Consider the following 18,816-nt stretch of genomic DNA (forward strand, 5'->3'; position numbering starts at 1 on the left):
AGTTTTAGTGAAAACACTGGACATAGTGATACTGCGCGCAAATTGGCATGACAGTCGGTCAAGCAAGACAGCTAAAAAGAACAGGGCAAACCAGTGCAGCGCGCAGCGCGGCGTCATTGGGTGCAGAACTGGGGTACTTCTTCATTTCCCCCCAGCCATCACATTATTTAGCCATACGGCTACGCACCCGTTCGCTGACCCATCAGCTCGACGTTACGTGCTTCATGTCTCGCAAGCACTGTGCCCAGCTGTCCGGAGCCGCTACAAAAATTCAAGTAATCGCAACGCTTAGCGCCTGGTTGAAAGACTGTAAAGCGCCCACCATAATGCGTTCAAATCCATTACCTTTACTTAAACGACAAGTTTTGAACGAATGAAACAATAAATTAAAACTTGCAACCAAAGGGCACATGATCGCCCGTGATATGGATGAAGTAAGGCTTAAGGGCGTGTCTGAAGTCACCGTTCGTGACCAGAAAAGGCTGAGCGGGCAATACTGGGATTTCGATATCGCCCCGCATGACCGTGCTACCGCCCATGGACAAGCAGCGTCAGTATCCCGCCCTGGCGGTGACAGAGATTCACGCCCTTGAACGAGCAGCACCCACAGGAAGCGCATTAAACAGAAGCTGGCCACCCATTTGCCTGTCGCGTCTCGCAAGCTGGCTGTCGAAAAACTCGGCTGGTATGCCTTACGATGAAAAAATGAAGTGTTCCACCCGGTCCTGAAATCGGGCTGCAAGGCACACCGTTGCGCACGACAGAGCGGTTGCCTAATCTCATTTCGGTACATAAAACCGCCCGGCTATTGAGATAATTTTTACTAGATCTGCAAAAAATTAGCTTAAATAATGCGTGCCGGTGAGTTTGACAACGTCCTTTCAGTTAGCTTGCCCATAGGATGTGAGGTGTTTCTCCCTCACCCAGCTGCGATCTTCGGGACACGGTGGCAAACGGCGACTTCATAGGGCGTGCGATAACGCTAACTTAGCGCGTGTGTACCGATGATATTATGTCTATTGCTATTAAACACATCCAAAGAGTTTCTAATCGACATGGACTCGCGTTGCCCTTCCTCCTCCTAATTGGCCCTACATGCAAAGGCAAGCCGGCAAGGCAGTCGCTCTGCGGCGGTGGCTCCGCCTCACTTCTTGCACCAGGCCGTGCCAGCGGGTGTAGGCGGGCAGCCGTCACCATTCGGGGAGCGGCCACAACGTGCGCTGTCCATGTCGAGAAATAGGCCAACCTTGACGAAACAGGGTCCCAGTGGGTACCGCGCTTGCTAACGTCATATCAAGGCGCCCCAATGGGTACGTTAGTGCACCGGCTATGGCGATTGTCCGATACGTAAAGAGTTGCGCACCATGCCCCTCTACAGCGCTTTTTTGAGCCTATGACACCGTGAACGTCCCTCGTCCATGATTGTTAAAGGAGAAGCCCATGTCGGATACCTTGGCGAAAATTCGTGCTTTTGTGATCGGCACTATCCTAAAAGAAAATGGCTCGGATATTGCTGACGATTTAAATCTGAGGGAGTCGGGGCTGCTTTCATCGTTGGCCACCATGCGCCTGGTCTCATTTGTCGAGGACGAATTCGGCCTCATCGTCGGTGTCAGCGACCCGAGGACGCGCTTTACCACCATTCGTGAGATCGCGTGCTATGTGGATGAAAAGTCATCGGAGAGCGAAAAATGACGACCGACATTGTGCCGCGGGGACAACAGTCCGAGCCACCAGCGAACTTAGCCAAATACTTAGACGACACGACAGCGCGACAGCCGAGTGCTCGTGCGCTCGTCGACTCCGACGGATCTGCGTTGAGCTATGCAGAACTGTCCGCAGCAGCCGATAGGATCGCCGCTTTCCTTCACCGCAACGGGATTGTGGCAGGGGAACGTGTCGGGCTTTTTATGCGCAAAAGCGCGCGGACGCTTGCGGCTATCTTTGGCATACTCCGTCTAGGCGCGGCCTATGTGCCCACCGACGTGGGCAGTTCAAGCACGCGTGCCGCCACCTTATTCAGCGATTGTGACGTTCGGATCATCTTCACCGACCCCGAATCAGCGCGGCATTTAATCCAACACACACACCAGCTTAAGCCTCGCGTGGTGGTGATGCAGCCACGTCACGAGGAAACGAACGACACATATGAAAGCTGGCGAACGCTGGACATGCTGCACGGCGAGAAACACGCGTATCCACGCAGCCCGCCGGATGTGAACCGGCTCGCCTACATTCTTTATACCTCCGGTTCCTCCGGGACACCGAAAGGGGTCGCCATCAGCCAGCGCAACGCCGTGAGCTTCGTCGAATGGGCCTCGGCTGCCTTCAAGGTGACAGCGCAAGACCAGGTATCGAGCCACGCCCCCTTGCACTTCGACCTGTCGATCTTCGACCTCTATGTCTCCGTTAAGAACGGTGCATGCCTTCACCTGATCGACGCCGACCTTGCTGCAAGCCCACGTCATCTCGCCACATTCCTATCCGCCCGGGCGATCACGGTTTGGTATTCGGCACCGGCCATTCTAGGTATGCTGGCCGAACAGCACAAAGGGCGCAGCCCTACTCCGAACCAGCTACGGCTCGTGCTCTTCGCCGGCGAAGTCTTCCCCATCGCGAAGTTGCGCAGGTTGCTGCAGCTGTGGCCCCAACCAGCCTACTACAATCTGTATGGTCCCACTGAGACCAACGTGTGCACTGCCTACCGTGTACCCACGCCCATACCGGCAGAGCGCGTCGAACCGTTGCCGATCGGTCATCCCTGCGACCACTGCAACACGATCGTCGTCGATGAGCATCAGCGACCGGTACCCGACGGTGAACCTGGCCTGTTGTGCGTCGCAGGGCCATCTGTCGTGACCGGCTATTGGCATGCTCCCGAGAAAACGGCTCAGCGATTTTTTCAACTCGACGGCCAACGCTGGTACAACACCGGAGACGTCGTTCGCTCCTCGTGCGAAGGCTACCTCTTGCTGGGGCGGCTTGATCGTATGATTAAGCGTCATGGATACCGGATTGAGTTGGATGAGATTGAATCGTGTCTGGCTGCTCACCCTGACTTGACCGCCTGTGCGGTGGTCAGCTCCGGCTCCGACGGGAACACCACCATCACGGCATTTGTCGTGGCCCGCGATGCCCCGGTCTGCCCCACAGATTTGAGTCGGTTCTGTTACAACCGACTCGCACAGTATATGGTGCCTGACCAATTCCGCTACCTTCCTGATCTGCCCCGCACCTCGACGGGCAAGACCCACTATCAACTTTTGGAGCGTCAGTGCAATGCCAAACCCGCCTGATGAACGACGAGTCGCGCTGCGCGAGCATGCCGCACGTTTTGCCCGCGACCAGCTCAGTATAGACATCGCAGCTTCCGACCGCGCCAGCACTTTTCATCGGGACGGCTGGCGCCGATGCGCAGAATTTGGCCTGTTCAGTATGGCCCTACCCGAGGAGTACGGGGGAGCGGGCGCGCCGCTGTCCGACCTGCTTGCCGTCATGGACGGCCTGGGATACGGCAGCGAAGACTTGGGACTGCTGTTCTCGCTCAACGCGCACCTGTGGACCGTGGCCCTGCCGCTGGCCATCCACGGCACACCGGCACAGCGCTCGCGCTTTCTGCCAGGCTTGATGGATGGCTCGTTGATCGGGGCCAATGCCTCGACGGAAGACGAAGCAGGCTCAGACGTGTTCTCCATGCGCACCCAAGCGGTACGAGACGGCGACAGCTATGTCCTCAACGGTTCGAAAACCTACATCACCAACGCCCCTATCGCGGATCTATGCGTCCTCTACGCCACCCTTGACCCCACGCTCGGTCCACTGGGCGTCACCGCGTTCCTGGTCGAGACGACCAACCCGGGCCTGGAGCTGAGCCCGCCTTTGGAAAAGATGGGACTGCGCACTGCACAGATGGGCCGGATCACACTCAAGGACTGCCGTGTCTCGGCCGATGCCGTACTGGGACGAGAAGGACGAGGCGTCAAGGTCTTTGAAAGTGCCATGGAATATGAACGTGGATGCATTCTTGCCACCACGTTGGGCGCCATGCGCCGCCGCCTTGAAGCATGCATTACCCACACGCGTACCCGCCGCCAGTTCGGTCAACCCATTGGAAAGAATCAAGCCATCTCCCATCGCCTCGCCGACATGAAAGTCAACCTCGATGCCGCGTGTGAACTCGTCTATCGGGTAGGGCGGCTCAAGGATGCGGGCAAAGATGCCACGCTGGAAGCGGCCTGTGCAAAGCTGTTCGTCTCGGAGACGTACACGAAGTTTTCGCTAGACGCACTGCGCATTTACGGCGCACAAGGTTACCTCGCTCAAACCCCTACTGAAAGAGGACTGCGCGACGCCATCGCATCCCTCCTCTATTCGGGAACGTCTGATATTCAACGCAACATCATCGCCACCGAACTGGGATTATGAACCGACATAGCGATGCGTCAGCGTAGCGATCGAATCAGGTACGTGTCGCTGTGCGCGAAGGCGTCGAGCGCCGTGGCCAGCAGCTTACGACCTTTCCAGCTTGCCAGGTCCAGCCAATTGCGGATCAAATGCACGATGCAAGTCTGGATTTGGGCGGCCGGGCATACCACCTCAATCGCCTCGGGAAAGCTACGCGGGCCGTCGACTACCGCGATCAAAATGTCGTGCAGGCTCCGCATCCTTGCTCTGCATCCGCGCCAACAGTTGATCAATCAACTCATCGCGGAACAGCTTCGGCGCCTTTGAGTTCTTACTCTTCTTAGCCACTGTCGTGTCGGTCATAAATCGTTATTTTCGTTATCGTTTCATGACCTCGGCACACTAAAACTCTGGCAGGCTCGACATCGGTCTCAAGCCACTGATAACGCTCGTGTAGCCCGTAGAGCAATGGCATGGCAGAAAGCTTGGTGAAGACAATGAAGCACAACTACGTTGTGTTTATCCCCAAACCTGACGCAGCGACCGCCGTGCGCGACCTGGCTGTCGCCTTTGAGCACTGCAACGAAAGGCCCCTGCATAGCGCGATGAAATACCGCTCGCCGCGCGCGTTTCTTCACGACTACGCGAATATGGGCCGCAAGGTCTCGTGTCGCGGCGGCGGTCGAAGCGAGCGATATCGGAGCGGCCAAGCGAGCGCTGTCAAGCGCATCTGAAATTTGGCTCTGGTAGGTTCAACCGGTCGTCGCAACATCTTCTGGTCTAAGGAAAATCCAGGAGGTAAGGTAAGTGACCCAGAAAAGATGGGGCCTATCGGCCGCGCAGAAGGCGTTGTTGTGGCAGCGGTGGAAGGAGGGCGAGTCGTTAAGTGATATCGGGCGCTCGCTGGGCAAACACGCGGCGTCGATCCATGCCATCGTACGGCCGAACGGCGGCATCATGCCTATCGCACGCAAGCGCTCAGCTCGAGCATTGACGCTTGCGGATAGAGAGGAGATTTCGCGCGGCATCGGGGCCGGCTATTCGCTTCGCAAGATCGCAGCCAGCCTTGGTAGATCGCCGTCTACGATCAGCAGGGAAGTTACTCGCCATGGCGGCTTGAGTCAGTACAGAGCGGCGTTAGCGGACGCGAGGGCCTGGGAGCTGGCGAGGCGGCCTAAACTATGCCGCTTGGCCGTCAACGTCAAGCTTCGACAATGGATTGCCCGGAAGCTGCAACAAAGATGGGCGCCAGAGCAGATCGCTGGCGGGTTAAAGCTGAGTTACTCTGACGATGCATCTATGCAGATTTCGCACGAAACGATCTATCGTAGTCTCTTCGTCCAAGCCCGTGGCGTACTGAAAGCGGAACTGATGAAGCATCTGCGCACACGCCGCATGATGCGTCGTTCGAAAAAAGCTTGCGCGAAGAGACAGCCGCGTGGACAAATCATCGATGCGGTATCGATCCGTGAACGGTCTGCGCAAGCAGAGGACAGAGCCGTTCCCGGCCATTGGGAAGGCGACTTGCTCAGCGGCTCGAACAATACACATATCGCAACTTTAGTAGAGCGTCATTCGCGCTTCACTATGCTCATAAAAGTGAACGGAAAAGACACGGAAAGCGTCGTTTCAGCGTTAAGCAAGCAAGTTCGCAAGCTACCTATTGAACTGCGCCGATCAATCACCTGGGATCGGGGCATGGAGCTCGCTCAACACAAGAAATTCACGGTGACAACTAAGGTTCAAGTCTACTTCTGTGATCCTCAAAGTCCATGGCAGCGCGGCACGAATGAGAACACCAACGGCCTTCTGCGCCAGTACTTCCCGAAAGGTACTAACCTTGCGGGCTACTCGCAAGCAGAATTGAATAAAATCGCCATGCAGTTGAATCAACGTCCGAGAAAAACTTTGGGGTTCGCGACGCCAGCAGATAAACTAAACGCCAGCATCAGTGTTGCATCCATCAGTTGAACCTACCAGAGCCATTTTTACTTTGCGCGCAACAGCCTCCCACAGCGTGATCAGCGCGGCCCGCACCTGATCGTCGTAGCGTCGCTAAAGGCCGGACTTCGCCCTCGGCGGCAGAGGCTCGCGGCACAGCACACGGATGGCGTGCTTGCGGTGGTATCCCGTCACCTGGACAAACTCATCCAGTATCTCGCGCTTCTCGCTTTGGTCAGAACGGCGGTACCTCTCACCAACCATCCCTATCCATTCCCGTCGTGTTAACATGCTGAGCCGCCTCGCCATCAGTCGTCCCCACCAGCATTCTGACGGGTAACAAATTACATGAGGCAGCAGGCTTCGCCCGGTAGCAAAAAACCTGAGTCAATACGTGCGCAAATCGGCAGCAGCTTCTTCATCGACCATGGCACCGGCGTGATGATCGGCAAGACCGCGATCATTGGCGATCGCGTGCGGCTGTACCAGGCGGTCACGCTCGGCGCAAAGCGCTTCGAGGCCTGCGCAGATGGGACGCTAATTAAGGGCAATGCACGGCATCCCATCGTCGAGGATGATGTGGTCATCTACGCGGGGGCCACGATCCTGGGTCGCATCACGATCGGTCGCGGCTCAGTGATCGGCGGCAACGTGTGGCTCACACACAGCGTGCCGCCGGGCAGCGCGATCTCGCAAGGCCACGTGCGGCAAGGCGACACCAACGTGTCCGACGCGGGCGATGCGCTGGGCGCGTGACGGTGCTCGCTGTGGAGGGTAGAGTTGCATAATTCTTAAATAAAGCGCCGGCAAAGCAACTCAATATCGCAGTATTTGTAAAAGCGTTGACTAGGCCTGAAAATTGCGTACTCGTTACATAAGCGAACATCTGCCCAATGGAGTAGTGAAATGAAACACACATTGATCGGCGTGTTCGACAACCGCAACGATGCGATGCGGGCCGAACACGCATTGGCCGAAGCCGGCTTCCCACGTCCAGACATCAAAATCCATGATGCGCGCTGCAGCGCGCGCCCACTCGGCGAGAATCGGGAGCGGGCCGAAGCGGCGCACGCCGAGCCGGCCCCCGCTGCGCCACGCAATGAGACCGCCGCCGAGCATACTGCGCGAGACACGCCATCGCCGCTCAGCACCGGACTATCGGCGCCGATTGCACGTGATGCCGAGACACCGGCAGGCGCTAACGAGGTGCCAGTCCATCTCCCGTGGGAGCCGATCGAGCAATGGCTTGCCGCCGTATTCCACCACCGACGCTTTCCATTCCAGGCTGCCCGGTATCGGCAAGCGTCGCGTGACGGATCGGCGCTAGTCAGTGTCGACGTCTACGCGCACCTGCAGGTGCCGGTGGCGCGAGACACATTGCTATGCGCCGGCGCACAGTACGTCGACAGCCACATCACCCCGTTACAAAATGACGATGTACTCACGAGCCGCACCGCGCATCCGGCTGCATCACGTGCCGCACGCACGGATGCCTCATGTGCCGAGCCCGCGCCGCCACGCGATCCGGACGGCGCCAACAACACCGTCCGCTCTCTGACTGATGAACTGGGACTTACCGACCCGCTGGCGGACAACTCTCTCCGACTACTGAGTCGCCCGCCTGCACAGGCCGGTAACGTATGCGCCACGCGCGGTGCATCACGGGTCGCCCCTGCGAGCGGTGGGTGGCACCGTCTGAAGGCGTCGATCCGGCACGGCTGGAACCGCATCGTCGGCCATCGTTGACGCTGACGGTTCAGCGGTGGCGCTCTGAAGCAACATCTGCGACGTCCGCCTTACGCACGCTCGGAAATCGCCGCGAGCGCCGCGCTCAGGAAGCACCACGCGCGTCGATGTACGCCTGGCGGGTGCCCATGACCTTGCCAATCTGATAGCCGTACGCCGCACATGCATTGGCCGGCTCAGGGCCGCCCTTCCACAGTAATCGGTAACGCTCATCGGATAGCACGACGGGCGCCGGGTCGAACACCGGCCGATGCAATGCGCCGTTGTCGGACGCGCCACCGGAGGCGGCAACCAGGCCGTTCCATGTGGTGATATATCCTGTTCTCACACCATCGACGAACGCATCGGCATCGCACACTTGCGCCGGGGGAGTCATTCTCAACGTGACGTGATAGCCTGAAACGCCGCCTACCACGATATCCCGTGCCAGAGCATTCTGTCCTTTTTCGGCATTTGATGACGTGGCTTCGGCGCCAGGTGCCGCCGCGAGCGTCGAGGCCGTTGCTGGGGCAGCGGAGGACGGCAGCCCACCGCGCCCAGACCCGGCCCTCAGCGCCGCTGCGCCGGCGGGATCCACCTCGCTCGGGCCGGCGACTGGTGCGCACGCGCCGAGCCACGCCAATGCCGCAAAAGCGATTGTTGCGGCCGTGATCAGCCGCCTATGCCGGGAAATCTGCAAAACTGCCACATCCACCTCGCTACTTCGTCAAACAAGGATTCGAAACTTTACCAGCAATCGGCACGGCTTCCGCCGCCCGATACCTGATACCTGATACCCCCAAGCGATTTTGAGTGCCTGTCGAAATCTACGTCCCGACCCCATCATACCGACATCATGAGACAATATTGGCGCTTTGCGGCATTATCACCGGTCGAGTATCGATACAGCTGGCCTTAGGTGCCCTTTATCACCGGTGGGATGCGGCTTGCGGCACAATGGCGCGCTCGTGCTTAAGCCAGCGTTACACCACGCCATGGGCACTGCAAGGAAAATCATACAAGTGGCCTTCGAAGGCCATCATGGAGCGGGAGTCGACATGTCGTTCTTGATCGTAATTGCCGCATTGGCGTTTCTGATGTTTGCCGCCTACCGCGGCTACAGCGTGATCTTATTCGCCCCCGTGGCCGCTTTGGGCGCGGTACTGCTCACCGACCCGACCGCCGTCGCCCCGGTATTCTCCGGTATCTTCATGGAGAAACTGGTCGGCTTCATCAAACTCTACTTCCCCGTATTCCTGCTCGGCGCCGTGTTCGGCAAAGTCATCGAGCTATCCGGATTCTCCGAGTCGATCGTAGCCGCGGCCATCCGGTACATCGGCCGCTCACGCGCCAACGCCGTCATCGTCGCCGTCTGCGCGCTACTCACCTACGGCGGCGTGTCGCTGTTTGTGGTGGTGTTCGCCGTGTATCCATTCGCCGCCGAACTGTACCGGCAAAGCAACATTCCGAAGCGGCTGATGCCTGGCGCGATCGCGCTAGGCGCATTTTCGTTCACGATGGATGCATTGCCCGGCACGCCTCAGCTCCCGAACATCATCCCGACCACCTTCTTCAAAACCACCGCCTGGGCTGCGCCGGCGCTGAGTATGATTGGCGCAGCATTCATCCTTGTCGTGGGGCTGGCGTATCTCGAATGGCGCCGACGCACTGCCCTCAAGCGCGGCGAGGGCTACGGCACGTCACTGGTCAACGAACCGGAGCACGTCGAGTCGGCAAGCCTGCCACATCCCGCGCTGGCCCTCGCGCCGCTAGTGCTGGTGGGGGTGGCCAACTTCGCGCTGACCGAACTGCTCCCACAATGGTATGGCGCCGAATATACAGTGGCGCCCAGCGTGCTGCCCGGCGTGCACCCGCCGCTGAGTATCGCCACCAAGGGGGTGATTGCGATTTGGGCAGTGGAGGGCGCGCTGCTGCTGGGTATCGTGCTGGTGCTGCTCAGCGCGTTCACCCGCATTCGTGAGCGTTTTGCCAGCGGCACCAAGGCCGCGGTGGCCGGCGCGCTGCTCGCTTCGCTCAATACCGCATCAGAGTACGGCTTCGGTGGCGTGATCGCGGCACTGCCCGGCTTCTTGGTGGTCAGCGACGCACTACGCAGCATTCCCAATCCGCTGGTCAACGCCGCGATCTCGGTGTCCTCGCTCGCCGGCATTACTGGCTCGGCGTCCGGCGGCATGAGCATCGCGCTGGCGGCGATGTCCAACATGTTCGTGGAGGCCGCGCAGACGGCCCAGATTCCGCTGGACGTGCTGCACCGAATCGTGTCCATGGCCAGCGGCGGCATGGACACGCTGCCGCACAACGGCGCGGTAATCACGCTGCTGGCCGTCACCGGTCTAACTCACCGCGAATCCTACCGCGACATCTTCGCGGTCACTGTCATCAAGACGCTCGCCGTGTTCTTCGTGATCGCCGTATTCTACGTCACCGGACTGATCTAGAAAAACACAGGTTCTGGCCGTCGTATTCGGTGGCCAATATGGCCGAATTGCCGAGATAGAGGCGGGCGGGATCGCGCGCGGCATCGGGCGCAACGCCGCGCAGTGCGATCACTGCGAATCACGAGCGTGCCACTCGTTTGCGACGCTTCGAGCAAAGCGTCGCGTACCGCGATTAGAACCGATGGCGCAAGCCGATTCCCGCGGCAACCTGGTTGCCGGTAGTCGACGGCGACAGCGTGTTGATCGCGGCGAAGTTCGCGCCGAGCTTACCCAACTGGCCGGACGCATGCTGGTACACGCCTTCAACGTAGACATCGGTGCGCTTAGACAGGCCGTAATCCGCCTGCAGCGAGACGGTATGCCACTTCGGATCGCCGTTGCCGTCCGCGCTACTGACGCGCCCGTCGGTGTACGTATAAGCCGCTGCAAGGCTCAGCGCCGGCGTCAGCGCATAGCGGCCGTTGATCTCATAGTTGTCCATCCCGAGATTCGGGCCGCCGAGGCCGCCAAAAGTTTGACCGCCGAGATTTACGCCTTGCATATTGTCAAAGCGCGTATGCGTCCATACGAAACCGACATTCGCCGGGCCGTACGCATAGCTTGCGCCGACGCCATACGTACGTTGAAGCGCGGCAGCTACGTTTGCATCGCCATTGCCCAGGGCCACCGCACCGGTATTTGTGCTGCCCGAATTGTTCAATTGCAGATACGCGGCGGCCACATTGAGCGGACCGTTCGCATAAGACGCGCCGACGCTCCATGCGCGGTTGTTCGAGAACTGGCCGGCCGCGTTGCTGAATCCATACAAGCCGCCGAACTGCACGCCGTCATAGTTTGGGCTCGTGTACTTAACCGCGTTCTTGATCGAGAACGCGTGGTCGAGATTGTCGTTGTCGAACGGGTGGCCAGCGAGGTTGTTACCATACCCATAGCCCGCCGCGGACAGCGGTGCCAAGTAATCAACCACCGAATCGTATTGGCGTCCCAGGGTCAACGCGCCATACTGATCGCTACGTAGCCCGACATAAGCTTGCCGATTGAAGATCGAACCACTTTCGCTATATCGTCCATTATTCAAGTTAAAGCCGTTCTCCAACTTGAAGAGGGCATGCAGGCCGGCGCCCAGGTCCTCGTCGCCACGCAGTCCGAAATAGGTATTCGATACCGAGCCGCTTGCTTGCTGCCAATTGCTGTGGCCCAGTTGATTGTTGGTATAGACCAGACCTGCATCAAGCGTGCCGTAAAGTGTCACGCTGCTTTGCGCGTGAGCCGAGACAGCAAACGTGCCGCACACCGCGGCAGCCAATAGAGTCTTTTTCATCTGCTTCTCCTATGCTATTTAGATTGGGCCTCCCGAGACCGTGCCGTCTGTGCATTCGGCTAATCGATAGTCCAGCATACGCCGTGGGATTAAGTCGAATGTATGCCCACACTGGAAGGGTCGCATGCCGCATCGCGCAATAGTCCTTTTCGTTATCTGTGATAAAGCGCATGGCGCGCGTTAATGCCTGAATTTATTGGATTTATCCAAATCATTTGGGCGAGTCAATAACGATATGCAATGCTTTATGTTGCTCGATTGCGACGCGATGCTGGAGCCCTATCCCCGCTAGCATCCACCGGCCTTTACCAGTGTCCAGGTAACGACACTTTGCGAACTAGAGAAGCAGCACTTCCAATATCTCACTATTAAGAGACGGTTTCGTAAAGACTATTGCGCTCACTGACAGGTGTTCTAGCAGAGCAAGCAATAACCGAGTTTGAGAAACGCTTCGTGAATGTCAGCGCGACGTTCAAAGCAAATACGCAGACGGCGGAAATGATGCAGCCAAGCATGCGTACGCTCGACGGTGGCCCAACGCAACTTCCCGGGGCCACTGCCGTGTGAGTGGCTTCGTCGGGCAATGCTTGTGGGAATGTATCGCTCATTAAGGATGCGTCGGTATTTTTTGTGGTCGCAATCACGGTCGGCGTACACGCGGCCAGAATAGTTCAGAGGCCGCCCACATACGCCACAATTGGCACGATGGCCTCAACCAGCGGAATCAGTTGTGTTACATCGTGACGGTTGGCGCCAGTCAAGTTTGCCGTGATCGGCTTTCCGTTGGCATCGAACCTTTTTGCGGTTCGCACTCGTTTTCGGCATAAACGCGATCAAACCGTTCGCCGTAAGACAGACGAGCGCTTGGACGAATTCGACGCCGCATTGGCGGCTCGCATCGTTACAGCCAGCGATCCTTTACGGGCGGCTGTCTTGTGGTAAGCGCAGCATTAACGTCATAGGATGCACTGGCGAGGATTGGAATCCGTAGCGCTCGTAAAACTGACGCGCACGCTCATGCAGCGCATGGACAAGCAAAGCTTGAACGCCGACATTTTCCGATACAGCTTGCACCCGGCATACCGCGTCTTGCAGCAAGGCTGCGCCAAATTTAATGCCCTGGGCTCGTAGGTCGACTGCAAGCCGGGCCAGTACCATTACCGGAACCGGGTCCGGCATATTGCGACGAACCGCGCCAGTGGCTTGCTGATGTGAAACCGCCCCTGCTGCCAACGCATAGTAACCGAAGACGCGATGGTCTGCATTAGCCGCGACAAATGTACGGCTGGCTCCGCTCAGGTGGTTGATTAACGCTCGACGCTTAAGCCATTCATTCAAAGCTGACTCGCCACAGTCGAACTCGTCAAGCCGATGCTGAGCGCATAGGGGCTGTGGGGCAAAAAGTTCCACCCTCACTTCCAGGGGGCCTTAATTTTCATCAAGCGCTTAAGGCCCGGATTGGCACTTTGCGGCGCATCTAAAATTGCCACGAACTGCTGGAACTTGTCAGCGTCCAGATGGAAAAAGACCTGATCCAGCACAACCGCTTGCGCTCGCTCGCACGCAACTTCAAGCATGAAGTCAGAGCGGTTCTTGCCGAGTAGGCTTGCGGCATGGTCTATTAGATCGCGCTGTTCAGGCAATGCACGCAGATTAATAGCGGCGTCTCGCATGTTAAGCTCCTTTGCATATACAACAGATACACTAAACTAGTGTGTATCTATTGTCAACACAACAGAACCGCCAGCCAGCATTTGAGGTGCCTGGCCTGACAACGGGCGTTGCGGAAATGGTCGGATCGATTCCGCCGGCGTTGCTGATCGCCGTTTCGCCGAATTGGCCGCCTGCGGGAGATTTCAGTCTATATTCAGTCGTCGATGTGCGCCAGGTGACCTTTTCTCCCCGCGGTGTCGTTGTGCAGATCATTATTGCGTATAAGGGAGACAAAACGCCCGAGGTAGAAGCCGAAGCGATGGTGAGAAAGCGGCTCGAACCATGGTTGAGGCCAATACGTCGCTCGAAGCTATTCAGTGGGCGCGTTCGCTAGACTACAGCTGGCGCGCTGCGATTTGGAAAGCCTGTGTGGCTGAGGTCGATGCAAGAAAGCGTCGTGAGCGACGCAAAACTGAATCGGGTAGGCCGGATCTACAATGCTGGCGTGCGGACAACTAATAAGGTTAGCCAAATCGTTTGGCTGCTTTTTGGGGTGATGCTGGCTAGTTGATTGGCAGGCTGACCCGAAGCGCGACAAGCTTCGTCATTCAGGGCGGGGAAAACAGTGTTCAACAGTCGCCGCCAAAAAATCTATACTGCTGTATAGACGTAGTCTGTAAAGGTTTTTTATGATCGATACCCGTATTGCCAAGCTTTTCAAAAATGGGGCCAGCCAAGCAGTACGCTTGCCGCTAGAATTTCTTTGAGTTACTCCGTTCCATTGATGTGCCGGACGAATTTTTTGGCGACCGCCCGTTGAACATGGCGCCGCAAGATCAAGGGATTTTGGGTGATGAACTTCCCTTGAAGAACCAAGCGTGTCGGTAACTATGCTGTATCTCTTGGGCACCGACATCACCAGCTATCTAATCAAAGACAAGTCGCCCGCGATTGAGGCCAAATTGGTGAGTTTAGTACCAGCGACAGTCTGTATTTCGGTGATGACCCGGGCCGAACTGCTGTACGGCCTGAAGCGTTTGCCTCTCGGGCATCGTTTGCATTTGGCGGTACGTCAGTTCCTCAAAATCGTTCGTACTTTACAGTGGGACGCCGAAGCGGCTGATTGGTATGCTGAGATTCGTCACCAGTTGATCAGCACCGGGCAACCTATTGGCGAGATGGACATGATGATTGCCGCGCACGCGCTTTCAGCGGGTGCGATATTGGTCACCAACAACAGTCGCCATTACGATCGGATCGAAGCGCCGCTCATCCTGAAAAACTGGGTATAGTGCACGAGGCGACTTGAGTCGGCAGGCGGTGTGCGATTCACAGACATCGGTGGCAAGACGCCCGTCGATCGCATAGCAGAACTGGGCGAACTGACACCTCTCGCGCAAGAGGTAGCCAGTGCCTACGACGAACTGAAAGAGCGCGTCCAACACCGCGAATGGCGACTCGACAAGACCCTTGCTAAACATCACCGGCGCGTGTTGGAACTCGTGGCTCCGATAGGAGATGCAAGTTCCAACATGTCACGAAAACGGCCCCCTAAAAAGCGAAACGATGTCCGTGAATCGCACAAATTCAGTGCGCAGGGAACGCACCAACTTGATCGAATCGCGCCGATCCGTCTTCACGCGCTCGCCCAGCTTTTTGGGAATCAATGACGGTGCGCACACCATGCAGTCGAATTCCTTCTGCAGGAGCTGGCGGTAAAGTCCATAGCCGCATGGGCCTGCCTCGTAGACGACGCAGACGTGGCGCGCTTTCGACTGCAGTCGCTTGCACAAGTGATCGATGTCCGCCTTCGTGGTGCCGATCTTGCCGAGCAGTTTCACCTCGCCCATGCCGAGCGCATAGGCGACCGTGATCGAGTCTGGCACAGGCGCCGCACTCACGCACGCCCGGCCGCTGTGCGCTGCGTGGGTTCGACCCAACGGAAGGTCAAGTTGAGCCGTTCAGCAGCCAGTCCAGCAGCCTTCGGCACGCGGTGCTTCCATTCAGCCTGCGTCCGGCCTCGCATCACGAGCAAACTGCCGCTGGTGAGCCTGAGCCTATGCACGACCCCGGTCGCATTATGGCGCAACTCGAAGGTGCGCGCCGCCCCGAGACTGAGTGAGCCGATGATAGGCTGCTGGCCCAACGACGCTTCGTCATCGGCGTGCCAACCCATGCCATCCTTGCCGTGACGGTAGCGATTGAGTAATACGCTATTGAACCGCGTGGCGGCCACGCGCTCCACGATTCGACGCAGCGCCAGCACCGTGGGCGTCCATCGCGCCGGCACGTTCACAATGCCGGAATATACATAGACGACGTCGGGATCGCCCTGCCAAGCGGTCAACCGCGGCAGCGGAATGCGGCCGCGCGGCGTGTTGATCCAGTCCTGTCGCCACGCGACCTCGTCCATAAGCTGGCGCAGCGAGTCCGCCACCACGGCAGGTGTGAGGCAATTCGGATACCAATCTATGTCCGGTTTCGGAACGTCATCAAAAAGATCCAGCATAGAACGACGAAACGACGCATGAGCCCTGATAGTATCTTTTTTGTCCCAACCATTCAGGATGCACACCATGTCGGTAGAACAGATCCGGGCAGCGGAAACGCGGGCCATGCAGCGCGTGGTGACCGCGACCCTTGGCGTGCAAAGTGCATTCGCCGCGCTGCAGAAACAATTCCCGCCTGAAGGCGACGGCCGCCCATCGGGCTTCGCGCTGAGTACCTTTGACGCGGCACTGCAGGAACTGGAAGACGCCCAACAGGCGTTCGACGAAGTGCTCAGCTCAATGCTCGACGGCCTGGGCTGAGCAACGCAGCCAGTGTCGCAAACGCTGCGCCAGCGTGCACGGCGCGATGGGAGGCTGCGCCTGTTTGCCGTGCGGCTCGAGCGGCGACGCGCCGGGGGATGCGGCCGTCTTACGGTTTAGAATTCACCGCGGCGCGCCCGCGCCCGCGCCGCCTTGACGTCCGCTTCCCGTTGCGCATCGCGCGCATCCGTGCGCCGAGCGCGCTGCGTCAAGCTGTTCGACAACATGCGCATGGTCGACGTGCGCCGCCGCACCGTCAACTTGCCGACATCGACCGTATGCGCGACTGGTCCAAGCGCCCATTGCAGCGCAAGCAGCCATCCAAGAACCGTCCACCCCAGGCAGACATTGAACAGAGCCAGCATCAACGTATCCGGCCGCTTGCGCCGGTCAGCCACGATCGACGGGGCAAAATACAACAGCAACACCGCCAGTGCCTGGACCAGTTGAATGATTGTGATCCTCATGTCCGACACTATAGTCGAGCTTGCCCCGTGCCGCAGCACGAGGACCGGCGATGCCCGGCGCCGAACGCCGAAGCCGCAACGAACAGGCGTGCGATCCGCCATTTGACAAACGGACAGGGCGGCTTCCTGTATGCTCACCACTCCTGCCGGCCAACCTGGCCGTTGAAATGGTCAGTACCCTCTCACAACGCTGTATGAAGTCCAAGCCAATTCGCACGCCGCAGCAGCCGGCTCGCGGCACGCATCCAGGTGCGCCGACGCCGGATGCGCTGTCGGCCAGCAACTCATGGGCCGCGCCGCCCTTCGCGCTACGTCGCACTGCACTTATCGTACTCGCCGCCCTGCTATACCTGCTGCCCGGCATACTCGGCCACGCGCCGTGGAAGCAAGACGAGACCTATTCGTTCGGCATGATCCAATCGTTCCTGCACGGCAAGGACTGGATCGTCCCCATCAACGCTGGGCAGCCGTTCATGGAGAAGCCACCGCTGTACTACTGGGTCGCAGCGCTGGTAGCCGGGAGCCTGTCGCGATGGCTGCCGCTGCATGACGGCGCCCGGCTCACGACGGTGCTGTGCGGCGCCGTCACACTGCTGGTGTTAGCGGCGTGGAGCCGCCTGCGCGCGCGCGACAAGAGTCATACCGGCGGCGCAGCAGCGCGTGAGTGCCGCGATCCATGGCAAGCGACGCTCGTCACACTGTCGCTGTTCAGCGGCACCCTGATCATGGTCAAGCACGTACACGACCTGTTCACGGACGTCGCACTGGTAACCGGGACCGTCTGCGCACTGTACGGCTTATACCGGATCGCACTGCGCATGCAGGCTGGTCACAGCGCAACGTTCACCAACGTGGCATGGTTCGGCATCGGCACCGGCATCGCGCAGATGACCAAGGGATTGTTCATCCCCGGCGTGCTGGCGCTGACCGCGGCCGCATTACCGGCGCTCACGCCCGCGTGCCGCTCGCGCCGCTACGTCGCGGCGGTGGTGCTCGCGATGGGGCTAAGCGTACCGTTTTTTCTCGTCTGGCCGGCACTGCTCGCCCATCGCTCGCCTGAGCTGTTCATCGACTGGTTCTGGGACAACAACGTGGGCCGCTTTCTCGGTTTCTCAGTGGATCGGCTGGGCTCCGACAACGATCATGCGGTGGTACTGCGCGCGCTGCTGATCGGCGCGTTTCCGAGCGGTCCACTGGCCCTGTACGCGCTCGCACGCGGCGGCTGGCGCAAGATCACCGAGCCGGCGACCGGCATTGCGCTGCTTTTCTGCGTGTTCGGCATCGGACTGCTCAGCCTGTCGGCGACCGCACGGGTGCTGTACCTGTTGCCGTTCGTGGCTCCACTCGCCGTGCTCGGCGCGGATGGAGTGGCCCAATTGCCCGCCGCGCTGCGACGCGGATGGAGCGCGCTGAGCCTCGTGCTGTTTACCGCGTTCGGCGCGTTGGCCTGGTTCGTTTGGGCGGTGATGATGCGGCCGATCGCGGCGCACGACGCCGCCCGATGGTTACAAAAGTGGCTGCCGCTGGACTACGTGGTTCCGTTCCAGCCGCCAGCGGTGGCGCTGGCCATTGCGTTGTGCATCGCCTGGTTCGCCGCATGCCAATATGCACGACGGCTCGGACCCGCCCAAGCGCCATTTGTCTGGTGCGCCGGCGTGACGCTCGCCTGGGGGCTTGTCTTCACGTTGCTGCTGCCGTGGCTGGACCGCGCAAAGAGCTATACGCCAGTGTTCGAGCAACTGGCCGCGTCGCTCCATGCCGACTGGCACAGCGGCGATTGCATGGCCAGCGTTGGCCTCGGCGAATCGGAAGCGCCAATGCTCGAATACGTGACCGGTATCGTGCATCGGCCTGTGCCGCCCGACATGGCCGCGTCGAGCGCCTGCCGCTGGCTGATCGTGCAGGATGATACGTCGAAGCTGGACGCAGGTTACGACGGCTGGAAACGCGTGTGGCAAGGTGCCCGCCAAGGCGATACGCATGAGCGCCTGCGCGTGTTCGTGCGCGAGGACACGCGATCGTAGGCACACAGGCCG

The 18,816-nt window shown here is 59.1% G+C and carries 15 protein-coding genes and 6 pseudogenes; 12 read left to right on the forward strand and 9 right to left on the reverse strand.

The genetic code is table 11. From position 1 onward, the window contains the following. Positions 1 to 1,440: 1,440 nt before the first annotated feature. The 3 genes from B0B13_RS01200 to B0B13_RS01210 are packed head-to-tail and all read left to right on the forward strand — an operon-like array spanning position 1,441 to position 4,425. Positions 1,441 to 1,695: an acyl carrier protein gene (locus tag B0B13_RS01200; protein WP_076793957.1), complete on the forward strand. Its 255-nt coding sequence runs from the start codon at positions 1,441 to 1,443 to the stop codon at positions 1,693 to 1,695. Next, positions 1,692 to 3,296 carry an amino acid adenylation domain-containing protein gene (locus B0B13_RS01205; protein ID WP_076793959.1) on the forward strand — a complete coding sequence of 535 codons (1,605 nt, stop codon included), beginning with the start codon at positions 1,692 to 1,694 and terminating at the stop codon, positions 3,294 to 3,296. Before B0B13_RS01200 ends, B0B13_RS01205 begins: the two co-directional genes overlap by 4 nt. Continuing rightward, entirely contained in the window at positions 3,280 to 4,425 is a 1,146-nt protein-coding gene (locus B0B13_RS01210; RefSeq protein ID WP_076793960.1) for an acyl-CoA dehydrogenase family protein, read from the forward strand. Before B0B13_RS01205 ends, B0B13_RS01210 begins: the two co-directional genes overlap by 17 nt. A gap of 65 nt (positions 4,426 to 4,490) precedes the next feature. On the opposite strand, the pseudogene B0B13_RS01215 reads toward B0B13_RS01210, so the two are convergent. Next, positions 4,491 to 4,655: pseudogene (locus B0B13_RS01215) on the reverse strand (transposase); the annotation flags it as partial. Between the two features lie 173 nt (positions 4,656 to 4,828). Between B0B13_RS01215 and B0B13_RS01225 the strand changes: the two are divergent. The 4 genes and pseudogenes from B0B13_RS01225 to B0B13_RS01245 all read left to right on the forward strand — a co-directional run. Then, positions 4,829 to 5,036 (forward strand): annotated as a pseudogene (locus B0B13_RS01225) (integrase core domain-containing protein); the annotation flags it as partial. A 175-nt stretch (positions 5,037 to 5,211) separates the two neighbouring features. Further along, the gene (locus B0B13_RS01230) at positions 5,212 to 6,375 is read left to right on the forward strand and encodes an IS30 family transposase (protein WP_076793962.1); all 1,164 of its coding nucleotides are present in this window, start codon (positions 5,212 to 5,214) and stop codon (positions 6,373 to 6,375) included. A gap of 366 nt (positions 6,376 to 6,741) precedes the next feature. Continuing rightward, positions 6,742 to 7,101: pseudogene (locus B0B13_RS01240) on the forward strand (serine O-acetyltransferase); the annotation flags it as partial. 150 nt (positions 7,102 to 7,251) lie between these two features. Beyond that, entirely contained in the window at positions 7,252 to 8,091 is an 840-nt protein-coding gene (locus B0B13_RS01245; protein WP_076793964.1) for a hypothetical protein, read from the forward strand. An 85-nt stretch (positions 8,092 to 8,176) separates the two neighbouring features. Here B0B13_RS01245 and B0B13_RS01250 read toward each other — a convergent pair whose 3' ends face one another. After that, positions 8,177 to 8,779 (reverse strand): hypothetical protein, encoded by a 603-nt coding sequence (locus tag B0B13_RS01250; RefSeq protein ID WP_286137198.1) that lies wholly within the window; start codon positions 8,777 to 8,779, stop codon positions 8,177 to 8,179. Positions 8,780 to 9,128: 349 nt separating this feature from the next. On the opposite strand from B0B13_RS01250, the gene B0B13_RS01255 reads away from it, so the two are divergent. After that, a complete protein-coding gene (locus B0B13_RS01255) occupies positions 9,129 to 10,529 on the forward strand; it encodes a GntP family permease (protein ID WP_076793967.1) in 1,401 nt (466 codons plus the stop codon). Positions 10,530 to 10,701: 172 nt separating this feature from the next. On the opposite strand, the gene B0B13_RS01260 is transcribed toward B0B13_RS01255, so the two are convergent. The 4 genes and pseudogenes from B0B13_RS01260 to B0B13_RS01275 form a co-directional block, all read right to left on the reverse strand. Then, positions 10,702 to 11,850 (reverse strand): porin, encoded by a 1,149-nt coding sequence (locus B0B13_RS01260; RefSeq protein WP_076793968.1) that lies wholly within the window; start codon positions 11,848 to 11,850, stop codon positions 10,702 to 10,704. A gap of 414 nt (positions 11,851 to 12,264) precedes the next feature. Further along, positions 12,265 to 12,641 (reverse strand): annotated as a pseudogene (locus B0B13_RS18845) (transposase); the annotation flags it as partial. 127 nt (positions 12,642 to 12,768) lie between these two features. Further along, positions 12,769 to 13,266 carry a GNAT family N-acetyltransferase gene (locus tag B0B13_RS01270; protein WP_076793970.1) on the reverse strand — a complete coding sequence of 166 codons (498 nt, stop codon included), beginning with the start codon at positions 13,264 to 13,266 and terminating at the stop codon, positions 12,769 to 12,771. Continuing rightward, positions 13,263 to 13,523: a type II toxin-antitoxin system TacA family antitoxin gene (locus tag B0B13_RS01275; RefSeq protein ID WP_076788410.1), complete on the reverse strand. Its 261-nt coding sequence runs from the start codon at positions 13,521 to 13,523 to the stop codon at positions 13,263 to 13,265. The genes B0B13_RS01270 and B0B13_RS01275 overlap by 4 nt, the downstream gene beginning before the upstream one ends. Before the next feature lie 870 nt (positions 13,524 to 14,393). On the opposite strand from B0B13_RS01275, the gene B0B13_RS01285 reads away from it, so the two are divergent. Together B0B13_RS01285 and B0B13_RS18850 are read left to right on the forward strand one after the other, a co-directional pair. Next, positions 14,394 to 14,795 carry a type II toxin-antitoxin system VapC family toxin gene (locus B0B13_RS01285; protein ID WP_076793973.1) on the forward strand — a complete coding sequence of 134 codons (402 nt, stop codon included), beginning with the start codon at positions 14,394 to 14,396 and terminating at the stop codon, positions 14,793 to 14,795. Positions 14,796 to 14,840: 45 nt separating this feature from the next. Then, positions 14,841 to 15,062: pseudogene (locus B0B13_RS18850) on the forward strand (IS481 family transposase); the annotation flags it as partial. Positions 15,063 to 15,095: 33 nt separating this feature from the next. Here B0B13_RS18850 and B0B13_RS01295 read toward each other — a convergent pair. Continuing rightward, positions 15,096 to 15,404 (reverse strand): annotated as a pseudogene (locus tag B0B13_RS01295) (IS110 family transposase); the annotation flags it as partial. Beyond that, the gene (locus tag B0B13_RS01300; protein WP_076793975.1) at positions 15,401 to 16,012 is read right to left on the reverse strand and encodes an alpha-ketoglutarate-dependent dioxygenase AlkB family protein; all 612 of its coding nucleotides are present in this window, start codon (positions 16,010 to 16,012) and stop codon (positions 15,401 to 15,403) included. The pseudogene B0B13_RS01295 and the gene B0B13_RS01300, both read right to left, overlap by 4 nt. A gap of 67 nt (positions 16,013 to 16,079) precedes the next feature. Between B0B13_RS01300 and B0B13_RS01305 the strand changes: the two genes are divergently transcribed. After that, positions 16,080 to 16,313 carry a hypothetical protein gene (locus B0B13_RS01305; protein WP_076788704.1) on the forward strand — a complete coding sequence of 78 codons (234 nt, stop codon included), beginning with the start codon at positions 16,080 to 16,082 and terminating at the stop codon, positions 16,311 to 16,313. Between the two features lie 116 nt (positions 16,314 to 16,429). Here the strand turns inward: B0B13_RS01305 and B0B13_RS01310 are convergent, their stop codons facing one another. Next, entirely contained in the window at positions 16,430 to 16,780 is a 351-nt protein-coding gene (locus tag B0B13_RS01310) for a superinfection immunity protein (RefSeq protein ID WP_076793977.1), read from the reverse strand. 194 nt (positions 16,781 to 16,974) lie between these two features. On the opposite strand from B0B13_RS01310, the gene B0B13_RS01315 reads away from it, so the two are divergent. Further along, positions 16,975 to 18,804: an ArnT family glycosyltransferase gene (locus B0B13_RS01315; RefSeq protein ID WP_235090628.1), complete on the forward strand. Its 1,830-nt coding sequence runs from the start codon at positions 16,975 to 16,977 to the stop codon at positions 18,802 to 18,804. The last annotated feature ends 12 nt before the right edge of the window (positions 18,805 to 18,816 follow it).

Source organism: Burkholderia sp. b14 (assembly GCF_900156195.1).
Taxonomy (GTDB): domain Bacteria; phylum Pseudomonadota; class Gammaproteobacteria; order Burkholderiales; family Burkholderiaceae; genus Mycetohabitans.